The sequence below is a fragment of the Stenotrophomonas sp. PS02301 genome (assembly GCF_029959485.1).
Lineage (GTDB): Bacteria > Pseudomonadota > Gammaproteobacteria > Xanthomonadales > Xanthomonadaceae > Stenotrophomonas > Stenotrophomonas maltophilia_Z.
Genome location: NZ_JASCOO010000011.1, coordinates 1 through 24,639, shown reverse-complemented (window position 1 = coordinate 24,639; position 24,639 = coordinate 1). Strand labels below are relative to the sequence as shown.

General features: G+C 66.2%; 24 protein-coding genes and 1 pseudogene. 11 read left to right on the top strand and 14 right to left on the bottom strand.

What is annotated here, in order from left to right:
* Positions 1–26: 26 nt before the first annotated feature.
* Positions 27–965: an electron transfer flavoprotein subunit alpha/FixB family protein gene (locus tag QMX81_RS04760; RefSeq protein WP_121042565.1), complete on the bottom strand. Its 939-nt coding sequence runs from the start codon at positions 963–965 to the stop codon at positions 27–29.
* Positions 965–1,711 (bottom strand): electron transfer flavoprotein subunit beta/FixA family protein, encoded by a 747-nt coding sequence (locus tag QMX81_RS04755; protein WP_121042567.1) that lies wholly within the window; start codon positions 1,709–1,711, stop codon positions 965–967. Before QMX81_RS04755 ends, QMX81_RS04760 begins: the two co-directional genes overlap by 1 nt.
* Positions 1,712–1,972: 261 nt before the next feature.
* On the opposite strand from QMX81_RS04755, the gene rfbB reads away from it, so the two are divergent.
* Genes rfbB through QMX81_RS04725 form a run of 6 tightly spaced genes read left to right on the top strand, consistent with a single transcriptional unit; the run spans position 1,973 to position 6,805 of the window.
* Positions 1,973–3,028: a dTDP-glucose 4,6-dehydratase gene (rfbB, locus tag QMX81_RS04750; protein WP_282259163.1), complete on the top strand. Its 1,056-nt coding sequence runs from the start codon at positions 1,973–1,975 to the stop codon at positions 3,026–3,028.
* 14 nt (positions 3,029–3,042) lie between these two features.
* Positions 3,043–3,930 carry a glucose-1-phosphate thymidylyltransferase RfbA gene (gene rfbA, locus QMX81_RS04745; protein ID WP_121042571.1) on the top strand — a complete coding sequence of 296 codons (888 nt, stop codon included), beginning with the start codon at positions 3,043–3,045 and terminating at the stop codon, positions 3,928–3,930.
* Positions 3,927–4,484 carry a dTDP-4-dehydrorhamnose 3,5-epimerase gene (gene rfbC, locus QMX81_RS04740; protein ID WP_282259158.1) on the top strand — a complete coding sequence of 186 codons (558 nt, stop codon included), beginning with the start codon at positions 3,927–3,929 and terminating at the stop codon, positions 4,482–4,484. The genes rfbA and rfbC overlap by 4 nt, the downstream gene beginning before the upstream one ends.
* Positions 4,481–5,380, top strand: coding sequence for a dTDP-4-dehydrorhamnose reductase (gene rfbD, locus QMX81_RS04735; protein WP_282259156.1), 900 nt, complete (start codon positions 4,481–4,483; stop codon positions 5,378–5,380). Before rfbC ends, rfbD begins: the two co-directional genes overlap by 4 nt.
* A gap of 59 nt (positions 5,381–5,439) precedes the next feature.
* Positions 5,440–6,174 carry a CoA transferase subunit A gene (locus QMX81_RS04730; protein WP_121042578.1) on the top strand — a complete coding sequence of 245 codons (735 nt, stop codon included), beginning with the start codon at positions 5,440–5,442 and terminating at the stop codon, positions 6,172–6,174.
* 1 nt (position 6,175) lies between these two features.
* Positions 6,176–6,805: a CoA transferase subunit B gene (locus QMX81_RS04725; protein WP_121042580.1), complete on the top strand. Its 630-nt coding sequence runs from the start codon at positions 6,176–6,178 to the stop codon at positions 6,803–6,805.
* On the opposite strand, the gene QMX81_RS04720 is transcribed toward QMX81_RS04725, so the two are convergent.
* Positions 6,795–9,623 (bottom strand): rhamnan synthesis F family protein, encoded by a 2,829-nt coding sequence (locus QMX81_RS04720; protein WP_282259150.1) that lies wholly within the window; start codon positions 9,621–9,623, stop codon positions 6,795–6,797. The two genes, QMX81_RS04725 and QMX81_RS04720, sit on opposite strands and share 11 nt — an antisense overlap.
* 248 nt (positions 9,624–9,871) lie before the next feature.
* Between QMX81_RS04720 and QMX81_RS04715 the strand changes: the two genes are divergently transcribed.
* Positions 9,872–10,462 (top strand): alpha-ketoglutarate-dependent dioxygenase AlkB, encoded by a 591-nt coding sequence (locus tag QMX81_RS04715; protein WP_121042584.1) that lies wholly within the window; start codon positions 9,872–9,874, stop codon positions 10,460–10,462.
* Here the strand turns inward: QMX81_RS04715 and QMX81_RS04710 are convergent.
* From QMX81_RS04710 to QMX81_RS04695, 4 genes are read right to left on the bottom strand one after another with little or no spacing between them, the layout of a single operon-like run.
* Positions 10,440–11,099, bottom strand: coding sequence for an ABC-type transport auxiliary lipoprotein family protein (locus QMX81_RS04710; RefSeq protein WP_121042586.1), 660 nt, complete (start codon positions 11,097–11,099; stop codon positions 10,440–10,442). The two genes, QMX81_RS04715 and QMX81_RS04710, sit on opposite strands and share 23 nt — an antisense overlap.
* A complete protein-coding gene (locus tag QMX81_RS04705) occupies positions 11,096–12,022 on the bottom strand; it encodes an MlaD family protein (RefSeq protein WP_121042588.1) in 927 nt (308 codons plus the stop codon). The genes QMX81_RS04710 and QMX81_RS04705 overlap by 4 nt, the downstream gene beginning before the upstream one ends.
* A gap of 3 nt (positions 12,023–12,025) precedes the next feature.
* A complete protein-coding gene (locus tag QMX81_RS04700) occupies positions 12,026–12,856 on the bottom strand; it encodes an ABC transporter ATP-binding protein (RefSeq protein WP_152152444.1) in 831 nt (276 codons plus the stop codon).
* A 3-nt stretch (positions 12,857–12,859) separates the two neighbouring features.
* A complete protein-coding gene (locus QMX81_RS04695; protein ID WP_121042591.1) occupies positions 12,860–13,972 on the bottom strand; it encodes an ABC transporter permease in 1,113 nt (370 codons plus the stop codon).
* A gap of 160 nt (positions 13,973–14,132) precedes the next feature.
* Between QMX81_RS04695 and QMX81_RS04690 the strand changes: the two genes are divergently transcribed.
* The gene (locus QMX81_RS04690; RefSeq protein ID WP_121042593.1) at positions 14,133–15,392 is read left to right on the top strand and encodes a threonine/serine exporter family protein; all 1,260 of its coding nucleotides are present in this window, start codon (positions 14,133–14,135) and stop codon (positions 15,390–15,392) included.
* 89 nt (positions 15,393–15,481) lie between these two features.
* Here the strand turns inward: QMX81_RS04690 and QMX81_RS04685 are convergent.
* The 3 genes and pseudogenes from QMX81_RS04685 to QMX81_RS04675 form a co-directional block, all read right to left on the bottom strand.
* Positions 15,482–15,856: pseudogene (locus tag QMX81_RS04685) on the bottom strand (H-NS histone family protein); the annotation flags it as partial.
* A gap of 152 nt (positions 15,857–16,008) precedes the next feature.
* Positions 16,009–17,700, bottom strand: coding sequence for a proline--tRNA ligase (locus QMX81_RS04680; RefSeq protein WP_121042597.1), 1,692 nt, complete (start codon positions 17,698–17,700; stop codon positions 16,009–16,011).
* A 98-nt stretch (positions 17,701–17,798) separates the two neighbouring features.
* Positions 17,799–18,173 carry a DUF4124 domain-containing protein gene (locus tag QMX81_RS04675; protein ID WP_121042599.1) on the bottom strand — a complete coding sequence of 125 codons (375 nt, stop codon included), beginning with the start codon at positions 18,171–18,173 and terminating at the stop codon, positions 17,799–17,801.
* Between the two features lie 72 nt (positions 18,174–18,245).
* On the opposite strand from QMX81_RS04675, the gene pssA reads away from it, so the two are divergent.
* Genes pssA through rimI form a run of 3 tightly spaced genes read left to right on the top strand, consistent with a single transcriptional unit; the run spans position 18,246 to position 19,998 of the window.
* Positions 18,246–19,025: a CDP-diacylglycerol--serine O-phosphatidyltransferase gene (pssA, locus tag QMX81_RS04670; protein WP_121042601.1), complete on the top strand. Its 780-nt coding sequence runs from the start codon at positions 18,246–18,248 to the stop codon at positions 19,023–19,025.
* Complete coding sequence (locus QMX81_RS04665; RefSeq protein WP_226956622.1) at positions 19,022–19,504, top strand: hypothetical protein; 483 nt, start codon at positions 19,022–19,024, stop codon at positions 19,502–19,504. The genes pssA and QMX81_RS04665 overlap by 4 nt, the downstream gene beginning before the upstream one ends.
* Entirely contained in the window at positions 19,501–19,998 is a 498-nt protein-coding gene (gene rimI, locus QMX81_RS04660; RefSeq protein WP_121042847.1) for a ribosomal protein S18-alanine N-acetyltransferase, read from the top strand. The genes QMX81_RS04665 and rimI overlap by 4 nt, the downstream gene beginning before the upstream one ends.
* Before the next feature lie 31 nt (positions 19,999–20,029).
* Here the strand turns inward: rimI and QMX81_RS04655 are convergent, their stop codons facing one another.
* The 4 genes from QMX81_RS04655 to QMX81_RS04640 form a co-directional block, all read right to left on the bottom strand.
* Entirely contained in the window at positions 20,030–20,854 is an 825-nt protein-coding gene (locus tag QMX81_RS04655; RefSeq protein WP_282259132.1) for a DMT family transporter, read from the bottom strand.
* A gap of 187 nt (positions 20,855–21,041) precedes the next feature.
* Positions 21,042–23,810, bottom strand: a complete 2,769-nt coding sequence (locus tag QMX81_RS04650; RefSeq protein ID WP_282259130.1) for a valine--tRNA ligase — start codon at positions 23,808–23,810, stop codon at positions 21,042–21,044.
* A 43-nt stretch (positions 23,811–23,853) separates the two neighbouring features.
* Positions 23,854–24,042: a YqaE/Pmp3 family membrane protein gene (locus QMX81_RS04645; RefSeq protein WP_121042605.1), complete on the bottom strand. Its 189-nt coding sequence runs from the start codon at positions 24,040–24,042 to the stop codon at positions 23,854–23,856.
* Positions 24,043–24,087: 45 nt separating this feature from the next.
* Positions 24,088–24,513: a DNA polymerase III subunit chi gene (locus QMX81_RS04640; RefSeq protein ID WP_019182556.1), complete on the bottom strand. Its 426-nt coding sequence runs from the start codon at positions 24,511–24,513 to the stop codon at positions 24,088–24,090.
* Positions 24,514–24,639: the final 126 nt, after the last annotated feature.

Here is a 24,639-nt window from a genome sequence, read left to right as displayed (position 1 = left end):
CGCGCGGCCCCGACTTCACGCAGTACTTACAGCGCCTTTTCCAGCTCCGGCAGCAACGTGAACAGGTCCCCCACCAGGCCGATGTCGGCGATCTCGAAGATCGGCGAATCCGGGTCCTTGTTGATCGCCACGATGGTGCCGGCGTCCTTGATACCGGTCAGGTGCTGGATCGCGCCGCTGATGCCCACGGCCACGTACAGCTCCGGCGAGATGATCTTGCCGGTCTGGCCGACCTGCAGGTCGCTGGGCACGTAGCCGGCATCGACCGCGGCGCGCGAGGCGCCGACGGCGGCACCGAGCTTGTCGGCCAGCTGGAAGATCACCTTGAAGTTCTCTTCCGAGCCCACGCCACGGCCGCCAGAGACCACACGCTTGGCGCTCTGCAGGTCCGGACGGTCGGTCGCGCCAGCGGCCAGGCCGACGAAGCGGGTGTGGCTCGGCAGTGCCGCATCCACGCTGGCCGCTTCCACAGCAGCGCTGCCGCCCTTGGCCGCTTCCGGCCAGGAGGCCGCACGCACGGTCGCGACCACGATCTGGTCGGCCGGCACCTCCACGGTGATGATGGCGTTGCCGGCGTAGATCGGGCGCTTGAAGCTGTGGCTGCCTTCGACGGTCATCAGATCGGAGACCTGGTTGACGCCCAGCAGGGCGGCCACGCACGGCATCAGGTCCTTGCCGAAGGTGGTCGAGGGGCCGAATACGTGGGTGTAGCCGGTGGCCAGCTGCGCGATCTGCGGGGCCAGCACCTGGGCCAGCGCCTGGGCATTGGCGGCGTTGGTCACGGTCAGCACCTTGGCGACGCCGGCCAGCTGGGCGGCCTCGGCAGCCACGGCGGCCGGATCGGCGGCCAGCACCAGCACATCGATGCTGGCGCCGCTGATCGCGGCGGCCGCACTGACGGTCTTGGCGGTGGCGGCATTGAGCTTGCCATCGTGGTGTTCAGCGACAACGAGGATCTTGGTCATTACAGCAACCCCTTCTGCTTGAGTGCGGCGACCAGTTCGGCCGCGTCCTTGACCATCACGCCCTTGCTGCGCTTGACCGGCGCGGCGTACTGGGTGGTCTTGAAGGTATCAGCGGCATCCACGCCGAGGTCGGCCAGCTGCAGGGTCTCCAGCGGCTTGGCCTTGGCCTTCATGATGTCCGGCAGCTTGATGAAGCGCGGCTCGTTCAGGCGCAGATCGGTGGTGACCACGGCCGGCAGGTCCACTTCCAGCGTTTCCAGGCCGGCATCGACTTCACGGGTGACCGTGGCCTTGCCGTCGGCGATGTCCAGCTTGCTGGCGAAGGTCGCCTGCGGGCGGCCCCACAGCGTGGCCAGCATCTGGCCGGTCTGGTTGGCATCGTCATCGATGGCCTGCTTGCCCAGGATCACCAGGTCCGGCTGTTCCTTCTCGACCAGCTTGAGCAGGGTGCGCGCAGCGGTCAGCGGCTGGATGGCCTGGTCGGTCACCACATGGATCGCGCGGTTGGCGCCCATGGCCAGGCCGTTGCGCAGGTGCGCCTGCGCATCGGCCGGTGCGATCGTGGCCACCACGACCTCGGTGGCGATGCCCTTGTCGCGCAGGCGCAGCGCTTCTTCCAGCGCGATTTCATCGAACGGGTTGGGGGACAGCTTGACGCCGTCGGTGACCACGCCGGAACCGTCCGGCTTGACCTGAATGCGGACGTTGTAGTCCACCACGCGCTTGTACGCGACGAGGATTTTCATCTGGAGCTGGATCCTTCAATAACGGGAGAACGTCCGGTTCTTTGACTAGCAACCGGTTCGGGGGTGGGACAGCGATTCTAACTGGCGCAAGGGCACCATGCGAATGCGTATGGTTGTGCTGCAGCGCGTCATGAAATCGACGGAAGACGCCTGCTGTTAACGCTGGACGGGCAGTCGTGACGACGGCCGCCATGTATCCTGTTGCGCTGAGCCAGGGCGCCAGCAGGCCCCCTGCACGCATATCGAACAGGAGAACGGGTAGTGCCCACATGGCTTGTCACCGGCGGAGCCGGATTCATTGGCGGTAACTTTGTCCTCGAAGCAGTCGCCAAAGGCGTGCGCGTCATCAACCTCGATGCGCTGACCTACGCGGGCAATCTGAAGACCCTGGCCACGCTGGACGGCAATCCGGACCATGTGTTCGTCGAGGGCGACATCGGTGACCAGGCGCTTGTTTCCCGTCTGCTTGCCGAGCATCAGCCGGACGCCGTGCTGAACTTCGCCGCCGAAAGCCACGTGGACCGCTCCATCGATGGCCCCGGCGCGTTCATCCAGACCAACGTGGTCGGCACCCTGGCACTGCTGGAAGCCGTGCGCGATTACTGGAAGGCGCTGCCGGCCGACAAGGGCCAGGCGTTCCGCTTCCTGCACGTGTCCACGGATGAGGTATACGGCACCCTCGGCGAGACCGGCAAGTTCAGCGAAACCACCCCGTATGCCCCCAATTCGCCGTACTCGGCGTCCAAGGCGGCCTCGGACCATCTGGTGCGCGCGTTCCACCACACCTACGGGTTGCCGGTGTTGACCACCAATTGCTCCAACAATTACGGCCCGTACCACTTCCCCGAAAAGCTGATCCCGCTGGTGATCGCCAAGGCCCTGGCCGGCGAGCCGCTGCCGGTGTATGGCGATGGCAAGCAGGTGCGCGACTGGCTGTTCGTGAGCGACCACTGCGAAGCAATCCGCACCGTGCTGGCCAAGGGCCAGGTGGGCGAGACGTACAACGTGGGCGGTAACTCGGAGAAGCAGAACATCGAGGTGGTGCGGGCCATCTGCGCCCTGCTCGATGCACGCCGCCCGCGCGAGGATGGCCAGCCGCGTGCCAGCCAGATCACCCATGTGACCGACCGCCCCGGCCATGACCGTCGCTATGCGATCGACGCATCCAAGTTGAAGGACCAGCTGGGCTGGGAGCCGAAGTACACCTTCGAGCAGGGCATCGGCTTCACCGTGAACTGGTATCTGGACAACCAGGACTGGGTGAACGGCGTGCTCGACGGCAGTTATCGGCTGCAGCGCATCGGTACCACCGCATGAACCAAGGATTCAATATGACCCAGCGTAAAGGCATCATCCTCGCCGGCGGTTCGGGCACGCGCTTGTATCCGATCACAAAGGGGGTCAGCAAGCAGTTGCTGCCCGTGTACGACAAGCCGATGATCTATTACCCGCTCAGCGTGCTGATGCTGGCGGGGATCCGCGATGTGCTGATCATCAACACGCCGCACGAGCAGGCGCTTTTCCAGAGCCTGCTTGGCGATGGTTCGCAGTGGGGCATGAACATCGAATACGCCGTACAACCTAGCCCGGACGGGTTGGCGCAGGCGTACTTGATCGGCAAGGACTTCATTGGCGGCAAGCCGAGCTGCCTGGTACTGGGCGACAACATCTTCCATGGCCACGGGCTGAGCGATGTACTGCGCAGTGCTGACCAGCGCGAGCAGGGCGCAACGGTGTTCGGGTACTGGGTCAACGATCCAGAGCGCTACGGTGTCGCGGAATTCGACAAGCATGGCAAAGTGGTGGACCTGGTCGAGAAGCCGGAGAAGCCGCGGTCGAACTATGCGGTTACCGGCTTGTACTTCTACGACGGCAACGCCAGCAAGTACGCGGCCGAGCTCAAGCCTTCGCCGCGCGGCGAACTGGAGATCACCGACCTTAACCAGCGCTATCTGCGCGATGGGCAACTGCACCTGGAAGCCCTCGGGCGCGGGTTCGCCTGGCTGGACACCGGTACCCACCAGTCATTGCTGGAGGCATCGAATTTCATCGAGACCATCCAGACACGCCAAGGACTGCAGGTGTGCTGTCCCGAGGAAATCGCGTTCGGGCGGGGCTGGATCGATGCCGCGCAGCTGGAAGCGCTGGCTGCGCCGCTGATCAAGAACGGTTACGGCCAGTACCTGCAGAAACTGCTGCAGCGGGGCGTCGTGCCTTGAAACTCATTCCATCCTCGCTGCCAGGTTGCGTGTTGATCGAGCCGGCGGTATTCGGGGATTCGCGCGGCTTCTTCTTCGAGACGTGGAACGCTGAGCGCTATGCCGCGCAGGGGCTGCCTAGCACGTTCGTGCAGAGCAATGTCTCCAGTTCGGCCAAAGGCGTGCTGCGCGGCCTGCATTACCAGTGGCCGCGCCCGCAGGGCAAGCTGGTGACGGTGCTGCAGGGTGAGGTGTACGACGTGGCGGTGGACATCCGCCGCGGTTCGCCCACCTTCGGCCGCTGGGAGGCGTTCATGCTCAGCGGCGAGAACCGCCGCCAGTTGTGGATACCGCCCGGCTTCGCGCATGGATTTGCGGTGCTCTCCGAGACGGCTTTGTTCAATTACCTGTGTACCGATGTGTATGTCAAAGAGGCCGATGCGGCGATCCGCTGGAACGATGCCGACCTGGCGGTCGACTGGCCGATCAGCGCGCCTTCGCTGTCAGCCAAGGATGAGCAGGCGCCGTTTCTGAACGACGTCGCGGAGGAACGTCTGCCGGTCTACCTGCCATGACGCTGCTCGTGCTGGGGGGCAACGGGCAGCTCGGCCAGGAACTGCGGCGCGCGCTTGCGCCGCTCGGCCCCGTGATCCCGACGACCCGCACCGGTCTGCTCGCAGATGGCATTGCCTGCGAGAGGGCCGACTTCGATGAGCCCGCGTCGCTGGCGTCCTTGCTGGACCGCCTGCTGCCGTCGGTGGTGGTCAACGCCGCCGCGTACACGGCGGTGGACCGGGCAGAGCAGGAGCCGGAAGCGGCACGTCGCGCCAATACCGAGGCACCCGGCGTGCTTGCGCGCTGGTGTGCGCGGCGTGGCGTGCCATACGTGCACTACTCCACCGACTACGTGTTCGATGGCCAGTCGCGCGTGCCGTACCGCGAAGATGCGCCGACCGCACCGCTCAACGTGTATGGGATGACCAAGCGGGATGGCGAAGACGCCATTCGTGCTGCCGCCGGCCATCATCTGATCTTCCGCACCGCGTGGGTATATGCCGAACACAGCGCCAACTTCCTGAGTACGATGCTTCGCGTGGGCGCCGAGCGCGACGTAGTGCGCGTGGTCGCCGACCAGATAGGTACCCCCACGCCCGCAGCGTTGATCGCAGATGTCACCGCGCACGCGTTGCGGCATGCCGGGGGCCTGTCCGGTACCTGGCACCTTACCGCCACCGGTGAGACGAGTTGGTACGGCTTTGCCGAAGCGATCTTCGCCGAAGCCATCGCCAGGGGCGTGTTGCCGCGAGCTCCCCGGGTGGAAGCGATCACCACCGCCGAGTACCCCTCGCCCGCGCCACGGCCGGCGTACTCGCGCTTGGACGTATCGCGGCTGCAGAGAGATTTCGATCTCACTCTGCCGAGTTGGCAGGAAGGCCTTGCGCAGGTAATGGCGCACCTGCAACCGCGCTGAGGGGCATACGGCAGCGAGGGGCTACAATGGCGGCTTACATCAACGAGGTGAGGGCGTAGATGAGCAAGTCCCCAGACAACGCCGTGCGACCTGGCAAGCGGTACGCCAGTGCAGCCGAGGCGCTGCAAGGTGCCATCGCCGATGGCCAGACGTTGGCGGTCGGCGGGTTCGGCCTGTGCGGTATTCCCGAGGCCCTGATCGCTGCGTTGCGCGATACCGGGGCCAAGGATCTGACCGTGATCTCCAACAATGCGGGCGTGGATGGCTTTGGCCTCGGCCAACTGCTGGCGACCCGTCAGATCCGGAAAATGATCTCGTCCTATGTGGGTGAGAACAAGGAATTCGAGCGCCAGTATCTGGCCGGTGAGCTGGAGCTGGAGTTCAATCCGCAGGGCACCCTGGCCGAGCGGCTGCGCGCCGGTGGCGCGGGCATCCCGGCCTTCTTCACTGCAACCGGCTACGGCACGGTGGTGGCCGAGGGCAAGGAAACCCGCGCGTTCGATGGCAAACACTATGTGATGGAAACCGCGCTGCGCGCGGACGTCGCACTGGTCAAAGCCTGGAAGGCCGACGAGGCCGGCAACCTGGTGTTCCGCAAGACCGCGCGCAACTTCAACCCGGCCTGCGCGATGGCCGGCAAGCTGTGCATCGTGGAAGTGGAGGAGGTGGTGCCGGTGGGCAGCATCGACCCGGACCAGGTCCACCTGCCAGGCATCTACGTGCACCGCATCGTGCACAACCCGCATCCCGAGAAGCGTATCGAACAGCGTACCGTGCGCCAGGAGGCGAACTGAGATGGCCTGGACCCGCGATGAAATGGCACAGCGCGCCGCGCGCGAACTGACCGACGGCGCCTACGTGAACCTAGGCATCGGCCTGCCAACCCTGGTCGCCAACCACATTCCCGACGGCGTGGATGTGTGGCTGCAGTCCGAAAATGGCCTGCTGGGCATCGGCCCGTTCCCGACCGAGGCCGAGGTGGACGCCGACCTGATCAACGCTGGCAAGCAGACGGTGACTGCACGTGCGGGTGCCAGCTACTTCGGCAGCCACGACAGCTTCGCGATGATCCGCGGTGGTCACATCAACCTGGCCATCCTTGGCGCGATGCAGGTCACCGACAAGGGCGACCTGGCCAACTGGATGGTGCCGGGCAAGATGGTCAAGGGCATGGGCGGGGCGATGGATCTGGTCGCCGGCGTGCAGCGCGTGGTGGTGCTGATGGAGCACACCGCCAAGAGCGGCGAGCACAAGATTCTGCCCGAGTGCACGCTGCCGCTCACTGGCGTGGGCGTGGTCGATCGCATCATCACCGAGCTGGCCGTGTTCGATGTCACCGATAAGGGGTTGGTGCTGGTCGAGGCTGCCCCGGGTGTGGGTATCGATGAGTTGAAGGAAAAGACCGGCGTGGCGTTCAGCGATTGACCGATCCGGCGACACCGGCCGCGACTCTGCCGCGGCCGGTGAAGCTGTCCTCCGTGGCGAGCGTCTGCAGCCATGGGCCCGCTGACCAATGGCCATTGGCCAGGCACTGAAGCGGCAGCAGCACACCTTCGGGGTCCAAGCTCAGGTGTTGCACATCCTCTCCCAGTGCCGCGCACGCGTCGGCGATGAAGCTCAATGCGCCCTGATGGACCTGGGCCAGGGATGCCTGGCCCGTGGCGGACAGCTCGGGCGGCGCGAACATCGGCTCGCGTCCACTGCCGGTGCCGCGGAAGCCGCAGAACTGACCGGACGGTGCTGCCAGCAGCGCTTCAAGCAGCAGGTCATGCGCCAAAATGGGGGATGCCTCCTCCGGTACCGTGCGCCCATCGTGATACCGGGCCACGGCCCAGCCATGTCCTTCCACCTTCCGCGCAGTGGCACGTAATGCGAAGTACGCTCCCCCCACGGGGCGGTCAATGATGCTCGACAGATAGGTCTGGATAGTGCCGGCATAGCCGATATCCGCGACCAGGGCAGCATCGTCGCCAACCGTCTCGCGCCAGTAGTCCAGGTAGGCGTCGCATTCGCGTGCTGAGATGTTGAGCAAGGAGGGGAGCGCCGGCGCCAGCGTCGCGATGGCCTGATCCAGCATTTCAGGTAAATAGATGTCGCGGTCTGCCAGGGTGCCCACCTGCTCACGTACGGCCACCGCGGCTTCTTCACCCAAGCGCGAGGCAACAAGGTTCACCAGGGGGCCGGTGTACGTACCATGCAGGAGCCGCTCAAGATCGTTCGCTTCACGCAGGCTGGCCATGCCCGCGGCGCGTCGGGATACCAGAAGATAGGACGACCTCAGCGATCGCAGAGCCGGGGCGCTGCCGGCCAGGACGTCCCATGCTTGCTGCAGCAGGAATCCCTCGCGGCTGAGGAAGAGCACCGTTCCGATCTCGCGCTCTTTCGCGAGGTTCGCCAGCCACACCAGGTAATCCAGAACGACAGGTCCCAGGACCGTATAGCCCGCACTGTAGGCATCCAGTGTGGGCCGCGGCGAGAGATGGGACGGAGTCCAATCGCCTACTGCGGCGAAATGGTTGGCTAGCAGACCCCGCCACAACTGCTCGGGCCACGGTGCGTTGAGCCCGGCTGGATGTCGAAGCGGGCGCAGTGCCGGCACCATGTCCAGCAACGCTGAAGGGCGCACGATATGGACGGGGGAAAGGAGGCCGCTCAACTGTGGAATCTGCACATCCGCGTGTTCGTTGTCGCCTACGTGCAGCCAGCGTTTCATCGGAATGCCTTCGCGCTGTGAGATCGCCGCCCACGTGGCGGGATCGTCCTTGCGCATCGCTGTCTCGCACGACACCCACCATTCCGATGTGAGTGCCACCACGGCGGGCGGCAGCACCTGCCGGAGCACTGCGGCCGGCAGGTACATGTCCGATAGGGCTACAACGCGTTTGCCTCGCAACGCCTGCATGGCCGCCAACACACCTTTGCGCGGACGCAGCAGGCGCTGCTCGGTGGTGATTTCCAATTCCAGGAGCGCCTGCGGATCCACGGTGGATGCCAGTGCAGGGAAGTGCGCGTAGATCTCATCAAGTGTGGGGTCGCGCCCACTCGAAATGCGCGCGCGTTCCTCGGCGAGCTGGCGCGCCGCCGAGAAATCATCGACGCCGAACCGGGCCAGGGCCCTGAAGGAGAGGTAGTCGCGCGCGGCGTGTGGTGACAGGAACGGACGGGTCACCAACGTATCGAATACATCGGTAGTGACCAGGTCCGCATCCAGCGCAGAGAGCTGGATGCGGGGGGCAACCGGTGTGGCGAATGCCTCTGTCCAGTTGCGCTGCCCTTCGCTGATCAGGTGCGGTGTATCGCCCGGGGCAAGTACACCGACAAGCAGACCTTGGTGGCGCGTAATGGTGGCCAGAAGGCGCTCCACTGCATGTTGCAGGGTGCCATCCACCTGGCCGGTTTCGGCGGGGAAATCGCTGGTAGTCAGATTCAATGCGAAGAGGGGGCGCAGCGCATCGACCCGTGCCCAGAACATGGAGCCTGCCGGATAATCGATGTAGGCAGTGCGGTCTATTTCCAGGCCCAGCCGTGCCGCCAATGCTGCGCAGACCTCGGCGTTGCTCAGCCATGTGTGTGCCCAGGGCGGGAGGCTTTCATGGGTTTCCGGGTAGACCATGCCCAGACGCGGCTCGGCAGCGAACATGCCCAGAATCCAGGCGACCCGCGTTTCGCTGCCCAGCAGCGAACGCAGCAGGTAGCGCCGCCACTGCTCCTGCTCGCTGCCCGTGTACAGCGACTTCTTGGTGTGGATATGGCCGACGATATCCAAGGCCGTGATCTCATCGCGGAATGTCACCAGCAGCGGCGCGATATCGCGGCCCCGATTGGGCACGACGCGGACGTGCAATGCAGAAAGACGCGGAACCCTTGCAAAGCGTTCTTCGGCCTGGAGCTTGGCCGAGTCGTCCATCACTGACACGAGCAACTCGAACGGCACCGGGATGTGCGCCAGCAGCCCAGCGAACTCCTCTATCAGGTCCGGGTAGTACACATGGGCCATGAGCCCGACGCGCTGCTGGAGCTGGGCGAGGGGCACCGGCGCGGGAAACAGGTGCTCGACTGGCTGTGCCACCTGGATGCGTGACGCGCTGGCCTGCTTGAGCCGATTGACGAGCCCACGAACACCCATCGCAGAGGCGACCTTGAAAATGCGTCGCAGTACCGACCACAGCCCGACCAGCCCACCGCCATGCCGGGAGACCGCCTGGCGGCCTGCACGGACCGCGCGGGTCACAGAGGAGGTCATCGCGTCACATCCTGATGGCGCGCAGCGAGCGGCGTGGGTGCAGTGAAGTGGCGCGCGCTGGTCACGGCCTCGCTGGCAGCCGGCGCGGTGTTTGAAGCGCTGAGGCGAAGTGGGGCCATGGAATGCTCTTTCAACGATGCCGGTCCGGCAGGCGGTCATTTTCGATCTTTGGTGGACAGGGGGCAAATCCACAGGGTCCTGCCATGGTCGGGATACGCACACCGGCGAAGGAATGCTAGCGTCACCCCATGGATCTCCACCTCCCCGACGCCCAGGTGCACTGGCACCGCCACTGGCTATCCCGTGACGCCGCCGACACCCTCCAGCGCACGCTCCGCGAGGACGTCCCGTGGGAGGTGCACAAGATTCGCATGTTCGGCCGTCAGGTCGATTCCCCGCGCCTGAGCTGCTGGATGGGCGACCCGGCCGCGCGCTACCGCTATTCCGGTACCGAATTCGTGCCGCAGCCCTGGCATCCGGCGCTGCTGCCGCTGCGCGATCAGCTGGGCGAATTCTGTGGTCACGCCTTCAACAGCGTGCTGCTCAACCGCTACCGCGATGGCGATGATGGGATGGGCTGGCACAGCGACAATGAGCCCGAGTTGGGGCCGGCGCCGGTGATCGCGTCAGTGAGCCTGGGCGCGGCGCGGCGGTTCCTGCTGCGGCGCCGGGACGACCATGCCAAGAAGGCCGAGGTACTGCTGGACCATGGCGACCTGCTGGTCATGGGCGGTCAGACCCAGCGCCATTACCAGCATTCCCTGCCCAAGAGCGCCCGGCCGCTGGCCGAGCGCCTGAATCTCACGTTCCGCTGGATTACCGCACCCGGGTCGGCGTGACTGCAGCGCGGGCGTGATCCTGCTCGCCGGTCACCAGCGTCCAGCCCACCACGTTCGTGGTCAGTGTCTGCAGCCCCTGTTCCAGCGCGGCGGTGACCTGGGCGACGTCGCTGCTGCCGACCGGGTTTTCCTGGCGGAAGGTGCGGTCGGCGACCACGCGCTGGTCGATCACGTGGATCAGCTTGGCGTTCACCTCGATCAGCGCGGTGGGCGTGGCCTGGCCGCGGTAGTCCGCTTCGAAACGACGCACGTCCATGGCCAGCTTGTAGTCGGCGCGGATGCCGGTGGTGACCCGGGCCACGCCGTTGATGCGGCCGGAATCCTCGAAGCCGCGCACCAGCGCGTCATCGAGCATGTCGGTGGCCGGCTGGGCCCAGCTCACGCCCTTGTAGACCTCCAGTTCGGAGGGGGTCGGGCGCACGTTGATGCGCGGGCTGTCGACCACGCGCGCGGCGCTGGGCTTGACCAGCACCAGCTGCCAATCGACGGTCGGCCAGCTCGGGTCGGCCTGGATGCGGACCACGGGCGAATAGATGGTCACCGCGCTGCGTTCGTTGCTGCCCAGCAGCGAGCAGCCACCAAGCGCGGCGATCAGGGCGATCGGCAGCAGGGGCCGGAAGAAGGTCGGGTGGCTCATTTGGGTTCGAACTCCTTGGGTGCGTCACGGCCGAGCAGGTAGCGTGCCGGGTTGTTGTCCAGGCGGTCGCTGACCCGGCGCAGATCGCGGATCAGGCCGCGCAGCTCGGTCAGGGTCGGGCCGAGCTGGGCCAGGCCATCGTTGGCGAAGCTGTTGATCGCGGCGCGGTTCTCGCCAAGGATCGAATCGGCATTGCCGGCGGCCGAATCCAGCTTGCTCAGCGTGGTTTCCAGCTTGTCCAGGATCGGCGGCAGCTGCTGCACCAGGTTCTTGTCCAGGCGTTGGATGGTGCCATTGGTGCTCTTCAGGGTGACATCCAGGCTGCGGGCGGCATCGCGCGCGCTGAGCAGCAGCGCCTGGGTGCCCTGGTCGCGGTCGGCCAGGCCGCCGCTGATGGTTTCCAGGTTGGCCAGGGTCGCGTTGATGCTGGCCACGTTGCGGTCGCTGAGCACCTGGTCCATGCGCTCGACGATGCGGTTGGCCACGTCGGTGATGTTCTGCAGCGCAGACGGGGTAGTCGGGATGATCGGGGCCGGGTCCTTGTTGACCGCGGTCAGTGCGGCGGACTGCGGGGTACCACCACTGAGCTGGATGATCGACGGGCCGGTCAGGCTGGTGATCGCCAGCTTGGCGCGGGTGTCGGTCTTGACCGGCGTATTGGAGTTCAGCCGGATCCGCGCGACCACCTGGCGCGGGTCATCCGGCACCAGGTTCAGTTCGGTGATCGAGCCGACCGCGATGCCGTTGTACTGCACCGGGCTGCCCACCGACAGGCCGGTGACGGCCTCGCGGAACACCACGCGGTATTCCGTCCAGGTGCGATCGGATGAGTACTTGGCGGCCCACAGGCCGAAGGCCAGCAGCGCCAGTCCCACCACCAGGGTGAAGGCGCCGATCAGGACGTAATTGGCTTTGGTTTCCATGGCTTACTCGCTCTCGTGCTTTGCATCGCGCGCAGCACGCGCGCGCGGTCCGTGGAAGTACTCCTGGATCCACGGGTGGTCCAGTTGTTCGATCTCGTGCAGCGGGGCATTGGCGATGACCTTCCTGTCGGCCAGCACCGCCACCCGGTCACAGATCGCATACAGCGTGTCCAGATCATGTGTGATCAGGAAGACAGTCAGGCCCAGCGCTTCCTGCAGGGTCTTGATCAGGCGGTCGAAGGCGGCCGCGCCGATCGGGTCCAGCCCGGCGGTGGGCTCATCCAGGAACAGCAGCGGCGGGTCCAGCGCCAGCGCCCGGGCCAGGCCGGCGCGCTTGCGCATGCCACCGGACAGCTGCGAGGGCAGCTTGTTGATCGCATCGGCGGGCAGGCCGGCCAGCTTGACCTTGAGCAGGGCCAGTTCGTAATGCCAGCGCTCGGGCAGCTCGCCGTGATGTTCCTTCAGCGGTACCTGCACGTTCTCGCCCACGGTCAGCGACGAGAACAGCGCACCGTCCTGGAACAGCACGCCGGTGTTGCGTTCGATATGCAGGCGGTTGGCCGGGTCGCTGGAGCGGGCATCGACGCCCAGCACCTCGATCTGGCCATCGTCCGGCGTGCGCAGGCCCAGGATGCTGCGCATCAACACCGATTTGCCGGTACCCGAGCCGCCGACCACGCCCAGGATCTCGCCGCGTCGGACATCAAGATCCAAGCCGTCGTGTACCACCTGGGCGCCGAAACGGTTGGTCAGCCCGCGCACGCGGATCAGCAGTTCACCTTCATCCGTGGCGGCGTCGTCGCGGTCAGGGGCCGGGGCGGTGTCGGTGATCATCGGTTACCAGCCCATCTTCATGAACCACAGCGCGGCGAACGCGTCGAGGATGATCACCAGCGAAATGGCCTGCACCACGCTGGAGGTGGTGCGCTCGCCGACCGACTGCGCGGTGCCTTCCACCTTCAGGCCCTCCAGGCAGCCGATCAGGCCGATCACCAGCGCGAACACCGGCGCCTTGGACAGGCCGACCAGCATGTTGCGTACTTCCATGGTGTCGTGCATGCGCGCGATATACATCTGCGGCGGGATATCCAGATCGAAGGCGCCGACGGTGATGCCACCGGCCAGGCCGGCGATCATTGCGATGAAGGTCAGCAGCGGCAACGTGATCAACAGCGCGATCAAGCGCGGCAGCACCAGCAGATCGACCGGGTCCAGGCCCAGCGTTTTCATTGCGTCGATTTCTTCGCGCGCCTTCATCGCACCGATCTGCGCGGTGAACGCACTGGCGGTGCGGCCGGCCAGCACGATCGCGGTCAACAACACGGCGAACTCACGCAGGAAGGCGATGCTGACCAGTTCGACCACGTAGATCTCGGCGCCGAAGTCGCGCAGGATCGTGGAGCCGAGGAAGGCGATCACCGCGCCCACCAGATAGGACAGCAGGGCGACCAGGGGCACTGCATCCAAGCCGACCTGTTCCATCTGGGCGACCGTGGCAGTGAGCCGGAAACGGCGCGGCTCCTTGATCAGGCGCGCACCCTTGACCAGGTTCTCGCCAAGGAAACTGGCCAGTGCCACGATGTTGTGGCCCATGCCGTGCACGCTGACACCGAGCCGCTCCAGCGCGGCCAGCACGCCGAAGTCCCGCTTGGCCTTGGGCCGGTCGTCGGCGACTTCCTCGATGGTCGAGACCAGCGCACGATGTTCCTCGCGGAACGTCACCGCATCCTCGCCGAGATCGGCGCGGTGGGCCACGCGCAGCAACTGCAGCACACCGGCCGAGTCGAGCAGGGTGATCCCGCTGGCATCCAGGCCGGTCACGTTCTCCGGAAGGCCACGCAGCACTTCGGCCGCGTCCAGCGCGGTGCGTAAAGTCCAATGGCCAGACAACCGGATCAGGCCGGGGTCCTGGGCATCCTGCTCGAGATGGGGGGCTTGGTCTGAGGTCATGTAGGCGTCCTGCGCGCAGCATACCCTGTCCGGGTGCATGGCTCGCGTATGCGCCGGGACGGGCTGAACGCGTCGGTCAGTGCGCCCCGTTCCTGCACGCAGGCGCACGATGACACCGGGATTCTTCAGGCCGGGGCGTGTTCGGGTAATACTACGGCGCATGTCTGCCGACGCCCCCACCATCGTTGCACCACCGGCCACCTACGCACAGCGCGTGGCCTTCGTTTCGGAAATGGCCGGGCGCCTGCACAGCTATGGCACCACCGCGCAGCGGCTGGAAGCAGCCGTGGTCGCGCTGGCGCAGCGCCTGGACCTGGATTGCGAGCCGTGGTCGAACCCGACTGGCCTGATCCTGAGTTTCAGCGACCCGACCAAGGCGATCGGTTCATCGGACATCACCCGTGTGATCCGGTTGGCACCGGGCGAGAACGACCTGCATAAACTCAGCATCGCCGACCAGATCACCGATGCGGTGGCCAACGGCGCCATGAGCATCGCGCAGGGCCATACCGCGCTGCGCCAGCTGGACAAGGATCCTGGCCGTTGGGGCAAGATCCGCACCATCCTTTCCTACAGCCTCGGCGCAGCGGGCGTGGCCGGCCTGTGGAAACTGCCGTGGCTGGATATCGCCACCGCCGGCGTGATCGGTCTGCTGATCGGCGTCATGGGCATGTATACCGACCGTCGCCCGGCCACGCGCGAAGCCAACGAGGCGTTGGCGGCCCTGCTGGCCGGCTCGGTGGCGACGCTGGTGGCCTCCTTCATCGGCGCGCTCAACCTCAACACGGTGATCATCGCCTCGCTGGTGGTGCTGCTGCCCGGGATGTCGCTGACCAATGCGGTCAATGAGCTGGCGAGCCAGCATTGGGTTTCGGGCACGGCGCGGTTTGCCGGTGCGGTGACCACGATCCTGAAACTGACGGTGGGCGCGGTGATCGCGGTGACGCTGTCGGGCATCGTCGGGCTGGAGCCGCTGGTCCGCGCTTCGCGGCCGCAGGCCGATTGGGTCGAATGGGGCGCGTTGCTGCTGGCCGCGTTCGCGTTCGCGATGTTGTTCAAGGCCAACCGCCGCGATTTCCCCTGGGTGATGGCGGCGGCCGTCGCCGGTTATGCGATATCGAAATTCGCCGGACAGGCGTGGGGCATCCCGGCCGGCATTTTCATGTCCGCGATGCTGCTGACCGCCGCCGGCAATCTGTTCGGTCGGCTGGCGCAGCGACCGGGCGCGATCATCCGCCTGCCCGGCATCATCATGCTGGTGCCCGGCAGTACCAGCCTGCGCGGCGTGCTGACGCTGGTCCAGCAGCAGGACATGAGCGCCGGGCAGACCGTGCTGATGACGGTGCTCAACGTGGTGATGGCGCTGGTGGCCGGCCTGCTGTTCGGTAATCTGCTGATCCCGGCGCGCAAGAATCTTTGACCGCCCGGTCACCGCGCGCGCCATCAACGGGTACGAAAACGCCGGCGCGAAGCCGGCGTTTTCATGTGCAGCAGTGACTGACCGGCTTACTTCTTGATCAGGAACTCTTCGACCTTCTTGCCCTTGGCGGTATGCGCGGCCAGCCAGCGCGGCTGCTTGCCACGGCCGGTCCAGGTTTCCTTCGGGTTGGCCGGGTTGCGATACTTCGGGGCGACCTTGCCGAGCTTGCGCACGGCCTTGGCCGGGGCCTTGGTGGCCTTGCTCGCGGCGCGGCCACGTGCGGCCGGGGCAGCGCCGCCGAACAGTTCTTCCACCGAATAGCCCTGGGCCTTGGCCAGCTTGGTCAGCTGTGCGCGGACTTTGGTGATCGCCGGACGCTTGGCCACGATGGTCTGCTGCTTCTTGGCGTTCTTGATCAGCGCGCCCAGCTCTTTGGCGGACAGGCCGCTCAGGTCAATGCTCATCTACTACTCCGCAATATATTAAGGACAGGGTGAGCCGGTCCTTGGCGTCGGAAACAGCATACATTCTCTTTTGCGAAATACACAAACAAACCGGAGATATTGAAACCGGGTCCACCATTGAAAAGGCCGGGTTATTCACCCGGCCTTTGTCTTTACTTCGTCAATTTTGCCAGCAGTGTGTCCTTGTCGAGGACCTCCGCTTCGGCGGCATTGCGCGCGCGGTACTCGAACGTGCCGGCGGCGACGCCGCGCTCGGAGACCACGATGCGGTGCGGCACGCCGATCAGTTCCATGTCGGCGAACATCGCGCCCGGGCGCAGGCCGCGGTCGTCCAGCGCCACATCCAGGCCGGCGGCCTGCAACTGTGCAAGCAGCTCGGCGGCGGTGGCCGCTACGGTCTCGTCCTGCTTCGGGTTGATCATGCAGACCACCACCTGCCACGGCGCCATCGCGTCGGGCCAGATAATGCCGGCGTCGTCATGATTCTGCTCGATCGCCGCGGCGACGATGCGCGAAATACCGATGCCGTAGCAGCCCATCGCCAATACCGCGGCCTTGCCGTTCTCGTCGAGGACGGTCGCATTCAACGCCTGCGCATACTGGCGGCCGAGCTGGAACACATGGCCAACTTCGATGCCGCGGGCGATCTTGAGTTCACCGCCATCGGCGGCACGATCACCGGCCTTGGCGTTGCGGATGTCCGCCACTTCCGGTTCGGGCAGGTCGCGGCCCCAGTTGACGCCGGCGATATGGAAGCCGGCTTCATTGGCACCGATGACGAAATCGGCCAGCGCGGCGACGTCGCGGTCGGCCACGATGCGGATCGGCAGGGCCGGATTGAGCGGGCCGAGGAAGCCCGGCTCGCTGCCCAGGTGCGTGGCAATCTCCGCCTCGCTGGCCATGCGGTAGCCCTGCAGGCCCTCGACCTTGCCGAGCTTGATTTCATTGACGTCGTGATCGCCGCGCACCAGCGCCAGCACGAAACCGGCTTCGCTCATGATCGCGATCGACTTGACCGTGCGCTCCAGGCCCAGGCCAAGCAGGGCGGCCACGGCTTCACAGGTTTTCTGCGTGGGCGTATCGATTTTGCGCAGCGCTTCGCTGGCGGCCGGGCGCTCGCCCGGGGCCGCGGCGATGGCCGCTTCCATATTGGCCGCGTAATCCGAGCCGGTGGAAAACACCAGTGCGTCTTCGCCGGACTCGGCGATCACGTGGAATTCCTGCGAGGCATCGCCACCGATCGCGCCCGAGTCGGCCTGCACCATGCGGAAATCCAGGCCCAGGCGGGTGAAGATGCGGCTGTAGGCCGCCTTCATGTTCTCGTACTCGCGCACCAGGCAGTCATCGTGCAGGTGGAAGGAGTAGGCGTCCTTCATCAGGAATTCGCGCGAGCGCATCACGCCGAAGCGCGGCCGGATCTCATCGCGGAACTTGGTCTGGATCTGGAAGAAATTGACCGGCAGCTGCTTGTAGCTGGACAGCTCCTGGCGCGCGAAATCCGCGGCGGCTTCTTCAGCGGTCGGGCTGTAGCAGAACACCTGCTCCTTGCGATCCTTGATCTTCAGCAGCTGCGGGCCGAACTTTTCCCAGCGGCCGGTGGCTTCCCACAGTTCCTTGGGCTGGAGGGTCGGAATCTGGAATTCCACCGCGCCGGCACGCTCCATTTCCTCACGCACGATGCGCTCGACCTTGCGCAGCACGCGCAGGCCCAGCGGCGACCAGGTGTACAGCCCCGAGGCCAGCTTGCGGATCATGCCCGCGCGCAGCATCAAGCGGTGGCTGGTCAGCTCCGCGTCGCTGGGGGTTTCCTTGGTGGTGTGCAGGTGGAACTGGGAGAGGCGCATCGTCGGCTTCGCTGAACGGCAGAAGCCGATATTCTGCCAGTCCGGCCGCCGCGATGGGTGTTGCCGTTGGTTTTGGCTGCCTCGACGGGGCCGGTGGCTCAGGCCTTGGGGGTGCAGTAGGCCTGGATGGCGGCCTCGGCCAAGGTCTTCTGGGCGCTGCGCTGCTCGTCGGTCAGGGCGGTATCGGCCGTGCCGTCGCCATCGGCGTCCTGCATGACCTTGCCCGGCCCGTTGAGCAGGGTGAGATTGCCGCGGGCGTCGGTACAGGCCTTGTTCTCGGCCGGGGCGGTGGCGGTCTCGCGCGGGAGCGGGTCCCGGTTCTCGACCTGGCGGGCCTCGTACTTCTGCCCGGCCGGCGGCTTCTCCGAATACTGGGTGACGCCGTTGGCGTCTTTCCACTTATAGACAGTGCCGGCGCTGGCCGTGGCGCTGGCGAGCAGCAGCAGGGCGCTCAGACGGGACAGGGCACGCATGGCAACTCCGGGAACGGGGCAGAACCGCGATTGCAGCACCCCGCGCCGGTGCTGGCAAGCTAAACTGGCCGCATGGATCAGATGAAACCCCCGCCGCGCTCGCGCAGCATTTACCTGCTGCCCAACCTGTTCACCACCGCAGGCCTGTTCGCCGGCTTCTACGCGATCATCGCCGCGGCCAACGGCGACTTCGTGAATGCCGCAGTCGCGGTGTTTGTCGCGGCGGTCATGGATGGCCTGGACGGCCGTGTGGCCCGCCTGACCGGCACCAGCAGCGAATTCGGCGTGCAGTACGACTCGCTGGCCGATCTGGTCAGCTTCGGCATGGCCCCGGCCCTGGTGATGTACCACTGGTCGCTGTCCTGGCTGAAGTTCGACGACCCGGTGCTCGGCCGCGTTGGCTGGGCGGTCGCCTTCCTGTATGCCGCCTGCGCCGCGCTGCGCCTGGCCCGCTTCAATACCCAGGTAACCGTGGTCGACAAGCGCTGGTTCATCGGCTTGGCCAGCCCGGCTGCGGCCGGCCTGATGATGTCCTTCGTCTGGGCTTTCGCTGATGGCAACCTCGGCTGGGACGGCAACCAGCTGCGCTATGTCGCGCTGGGCGTGACCCTGGTGTCGGCACTGCTGATGGTCAGCCGGATCCGCTTCTGGAGCTTCAAGGGCAGTGGCGAGAAAGGACCGCGCGCGGATCGCGTGCCGTTCCTGGCGCTGGCCCTGGTGCCGATCGCCATCGCGATCATGGTCATTGATCTGCCGCGCGTGCTGTTCGCGGTGGGCGTGGTGTATGCCTTGTCCGGCCCGTGCTACTGGGCGTGGCAGCGCACCCGCAAGACGGTCGAGCCGAACGCGTGAGCGGGCAGGCGCTGCCGCCATTGTGGTCGCCGGCGCAGCAGTCCTGGCTGCAGGCGATGGGTTATACGGTGTTCGTCGACGGCAGCGTCGAGCCGGAAGCCGCTGCGGTACCTGATGTCCAGCTCAGCGCGGCGCCGCTCGCCGAGTCGTCCGCGCCGGTGCGCCAGTCGCGGCCAGCACCGGCGGTGGATGCGCCCGCGCCGGTACGCCGAAGCGCGCCGCGCACGGTCGAAGAAGGCGCGCCGCCATCCGTCCCGGCGGCCACGCCGGCACGCGGAGGCGGAGGCCGCCGCGCGGCGGTCCGGATGCCCGATCGCCTGCAGATCGCCCTGTTGCGCGCCTCCGGCTGCAACCCGGCCGAGCCGGACACCCAGGCCTTGATGGCCAGCTGGAACCTGGATGAACTGCGCAGCAGTGCCGCCGCCAAGCGCGCGTTGTGGCCGCAGCTGCGCGCCCTGCGCAAGCGGGGCCGACCGTGAGCGCGGTGAGCTCGCCGCGGCCGTTGTCGTTGCGCGCGCTGCGCGAAAGCGACCTCAATGCGGTGATGGCCATCGAGGTGCGCGGTTACCCGTACCCGTGGACCCGCGGCATCTTCCAGGACTGCCTGCGTGCCGGTTATCCCGGCCTGGCGATGGAAGAGGACGGTCTGCTGATGGGCTATGGCCTGCTCAGCATCGCCGCCGATGAAGCGCATATCCTCAACATCTGTGTGGACCCGCTGTGCCAATCGCGCGGCCACGGCCGCTACCTGCTGCGCGCGCTGGTGAAGCTGGCGCGTGACCACGGTGCGCACCGGGTGTTCCTGGAAGTGCGCCCGTCCAATACCTCGGCGGTGGCGCTGTACCACAGCGAAGGGTTCAACGAGATCGGCCGCCGGCCGCGCTATTACCCTGCCCGCGACGGGCGCGAGGATGCGCTGGTGATGGCCATCGAGCTGGTCGACGACGACATCCAGGTGATGCCGCCGCTCTGACAGCGTGGTGTAGAGCCACCCATGGGGGGCTCTACACCATCCGCAGCACTATCGCCCCGAGCACGATCAGGCCCGCAGCGATCCAGCGTTGGCGGGTAACGCGTTCGCGCAGGAGCCAGGCCGAGATCAGGATGCCGAACAAGATCGAGGTTTCGCGCAGTGCGGCGATCATCGCGATCGGCGCGACCGTCATGGCCCACAGCGCCAGCCCGTAGGAGACCAGCGTGCCGATGCCGCCGGTGATGCCGTAGCCCCAGTTGCGGCGCGCATAGTCACGCAGCGCGCCGGCGCGTGTGCACAACGCCCACAGTGGCAAAGGCAGGCCGGAAAGCAGGAACAGCCACAACGTGTAGCTCACCACGGCACCCGAGTGACGCGCGCCCCAACCATCGACCAAGGTGTAGGTGGCGATGACACCGGCATTGAGCAGCGGCAGCCACAGATGCTGGCGCGAGGTGCCGCGGGTCATGCACAGGATGCCCAGGCAGATCAGCCCGATGCCGGCCCACGCGATCCATGCCAGGCGCTCACCCAGAAACAGCGTGCTGATCAGCGCGACCAGGATCGGCGCGCAGCCGCGCATCAGCGGGTAGGACGCGCTCATGTCGGTCAGCTGGTAGGTGCGCGCGACGAGGACGTAGTACCCGGTTTGGAGCAGGGTCGAGGTGGCCAGCCATGGCCAGCTCTGTGGCGCGGGGGCCGGTACGAACGGTAGCGCGATCGCCGCGATCAGGGCAGCCGACCCGGTGACCAGGATCGTGGTCAACAGCGTGTCGGTGCCGCGTTTGACGATCGCGTTCCAGCTGGCATGCAGCAGGGCGGCCAACAGCACGATGCAGAAGAGGGACAGCGACATCGTGTCGGCGGTCATTCAATCCGTGGACGAACCCGCATCATGCCGCAGATGGGCAGGCATCGGGCCCGTAACCGCGCGGGCGGGCCCTACCTACGTTATCGGCCCATGGGTAGAGCCACCCCATGGGTGGCTGCACGCCATCCCGCCCCGGAAGGCAGCCACGCATGGCGTGGCTCTACCCGTGCGCTTACAGCTTCGCGCGCTGCGAACGCAGGCCGTCCAGCTGGGCGGTCCATTCGACCAGGCGCACGCGCTCCTGCTCGACCACGGCCGCCGGCACCTTGTCGGTGAACTTGGCCAGCTTGGTCCCGCTCTTTTCCTTCTCCGATTCCACCCGGGCGATTTCCTTGTCCAGGCGCCCGCGTTCGGCACCCAGATCGACCAGGCCCTCCAGCGGCACCAGCAAGGTGAGATCGCCCACGATCGCAGCAGCCGCCGGCGGCGTGTCACTGCCGTTGGCCAGCCACTCGATGCGCTCCAGCTTGAGCAGGAACGACAGCGAGGAAGTGAAGCGGGTCATGCGCGCACGGTCGTCGTCGTTGCCACCCTGCAGCAGCAGCGGCACCAGCTTGGACGGCGGCACGTTCAACTCGCTGCGCACGCGGCGCAGCGCGTTGACCATCGACTTCAGCCATTCCACGTCGGCTTCGGCGCGGGCGAAATCACCGGCGAACTCCCCGGCGGTCGGGTACGGCCGCAGCGAAATGGTGTCGTCGGTGATGCCCAGGCGCGGGGCGACCTGGCGCCACAGCTGCTCGGTGACGAACGGGGTCAGCGGGTGCAGCAGGCGCAACAGCGCTTCGAGCACGTACAGCAGGGTGTGGCGGGTGCTGTTGGCATCGTCCGCGTCGGCGCCGTTGAGGGCCGGCTTGGTCAGTTCCAGGAACCAATCGCAGAACGCGTTCCAGGCAAATTCGTACAGGCACTGCGCCAGCAGATCGAAACGGTAGTTGGCGTAATGCGTCTGCGCTTCGGCCGAGACCGCGGCCAGGCGCGCGAGGATCCAGCGCTCGGCATCGGTGCGCGGCTGCGGCACGCCGGTGAAGCTGCTGCCCTCGGTGTTCATCAGGGTGAAGCGGCTGGCGTTCCACAGCTTGTTGCAGAAGTTCTTGTAGCCCTCTGCACGGTTCATGTCGAACTTGATATCGCGGCCGTGGGTGGCCAGCGCGGCGATGGTGAAGCGCAGCGCATCCGCACCGTGGGCGATGATGCCCTCGGGGAATTCGCGTCGCGTCGCCTTCTCGATCTTCGGCGCGTCCTTGGGCTTCATCAGGCCGGTGGTGCGCTTGGCGACCAGGTCTTCGATGGAGATGCCATCGATGATGTCCAGCGGGTCGAGCACGTTGCCCTTGGACTTGGACATCTTCTGACCCTGCGCATCGCGGATCAGGCCGGTGATGTAGACGTCCTTGAACGGAATCTTCCCGGTGAAGCTGTCGGTGGCCATGATCATGCGGGCCACCCAGAAGAAGATGATGTCGAACCCGGTGATCAGCACCGACGACGGCAGGTAGCGCTCGAAACCGCGCGCGTCCATCGCCTGCTCGTTCGGCCAGCCCAGGGTGGAGAACGGCCACAGCTGCGAGGAGAACCAGGTCTCCAGCACGTCACTGTCCTGGTGCAGGGCGAGGTCGGCGGCGAGGGCGTTCTTCGCGCGCGCTTCGGCTTCATCACGGCCGACATAGCAGTTGCCCGCATCGTCGAACCACGCCGGAATGCGGTGGCCCCACCACAGCTGGCGGCTGATGCACCAATCCTGGATGTTCTCCATCCAGTGGCGGTAGGTGTTGATCCAGTTGGCCGGGACGAACTGGATGCTGCCGTTCTCGACCAGCTCCAGGCCGCGCTTGGCCAGCACGTCCATCTTCACGAACCACTGGTCGGTCAGGTACGGCTCGATCACCTGCTGGGTACGATCGCCACGCGGCACCTGCAGCTTGTGCGCACGGGTTTCGACCAGGATGCCCAGGTCTTCCAGCTCGGCCAGGATTACCTTGCGCGCTTCGTAACGGTCCAGCCCGCGGTATTTCTCCGGGGCGTTGTCGTTGATTGCCGCCACCGGGGTGAACAGGTTGATCATCGGCAGGTTGTGGCGCAGGCCGACCTGGTAATCGTTGAAATCGTGCGCGGGGGTGACCTTGACCACGCCGGTGCCGAACTCGCGGTCAACGTAATCATCGGCGATCACCGGGATCTCGCGGTCGGTCAGCGGCAGCTTCACCATTTTGCCGATCAGGTGCGCGTACCGCTCGTCCTCGGGGTGCACCATCACCGCGGTGTCGCCGAGCATGGTTTCCGGGCGGGTGGTGGCCACGGTCAGGGTGCCGCTGCCATCGGCCAGCGGGTAGCTGATCGACCACAGGAAGCCGTCTTCCTCCACGCTCTCCACTTCCAGATCGGAAATGGCCGTCTTCAGCACCGGATCCCAGTTGACCAGGCGCTGGCCACGGTAGATCAGGCCCTGCTCGTGCCAGCGCACGAACGCCTCGACCACCGCTTCGGACGGCTGCGGGTCCATGGTGAAGGTGCTGCGCGACCAGTCGCTGGAGGTGCCCAGACGGCGCATCTGGCGCTCGATGGTGTCACCGGACTGCGCCTTCCACTCCCACACCTTCTCGATGAAGCCGTCGCGGCCCAGCGAATCGCGGGTCTCACCGGTGTTGGCCAGCGCCAGGTTGCGCGACACCACCATCTCGGTGGCGATGCCGGCGTGGTCGGTGCCGACCTGCCACAACGTGTCGTAGCCACGCATGCGGTGGTAACGCACCAGTGCATCCATCAGGGTCTGCTGGAAGGCGTGGCCCATGTGCAGCGTGCCGGTCACGTTCGGCGGCGGCAGCAGGATGGTGTACGGCTCGCCCTTGCCGGACGGCTTGAAATGGCCGGCCTTCTCCCACGCGTCGTACAACGCGGTTTCAAAGGTTTTCGGGTCGTAGCTGGAGGCGAGTTGGGTCATGCGGGAACCAGGATCGAATACGGAAGGTGGGGGTGCCGGAAGCTCAGCGCCCGAAGGCGCGGCGGATCTTCTGGTCGGTATGGAACTGTGAGACCGCGTAGGCGGCCCAGATCGCGGCGGGCAGCCAGCCGATCAGCGTGATCTGCAGGATCAGGCAGAGGATGCCTGCGATCGGGCGGCCGATGGTGAAGAAGGCGAACCAGGGAAAGATCAGGGCGATCAACAGGCGCATCAAGGGTCTCCGGGGGCGGCGGCGACCGGACGGGCGCCGCGCGGGTTACATGTCGTATTTGTTCAGGTCAAAGCCCAGTGCCTTGTACTGGCGCCAGCGCTCGCGCAGCGGTTCGCGCGCTTCCGGGTCGGCCGGCACCACTTCCAGCACGCGGTCGCAGGCGGCCAGGTAGGGATCGTCGCGCAGGTTGATCACCAGCGGCCGGGCCGGGGCCTCGGTGCCGGGAACGGCGATCAGCACCAGCGCCTCTTCCTCGTCCATGTCTTCGCCGGCGATCTGGTGCGGGATGTAGGCATCGTTGTCGAACGCCCACAGCAGCTCGTCCAGCTCTTCGGCCTGGGCCTGGTCGCGTGCCAGCACCAGGGTGAACAGCCCGGCGTCATTGGCCTTGCGGGCCAGTTCGCAGACCAGGCGCAACGGCTCGGTCAGGAAGCGGGGCTTGGCGATCAGGTAGAAATCAGCACGGGACATGGCAGGGCCTGGAGCGGAGGGAGAACCCGGCGCCAGGCCGGGCGGGATCGCGGCCACCCGCAGGCGGCCGCGATCGGGCAGGGCATCAGGCGCGGGCGGCCTGGTCCAGCAGCCACTGGCTCAGCA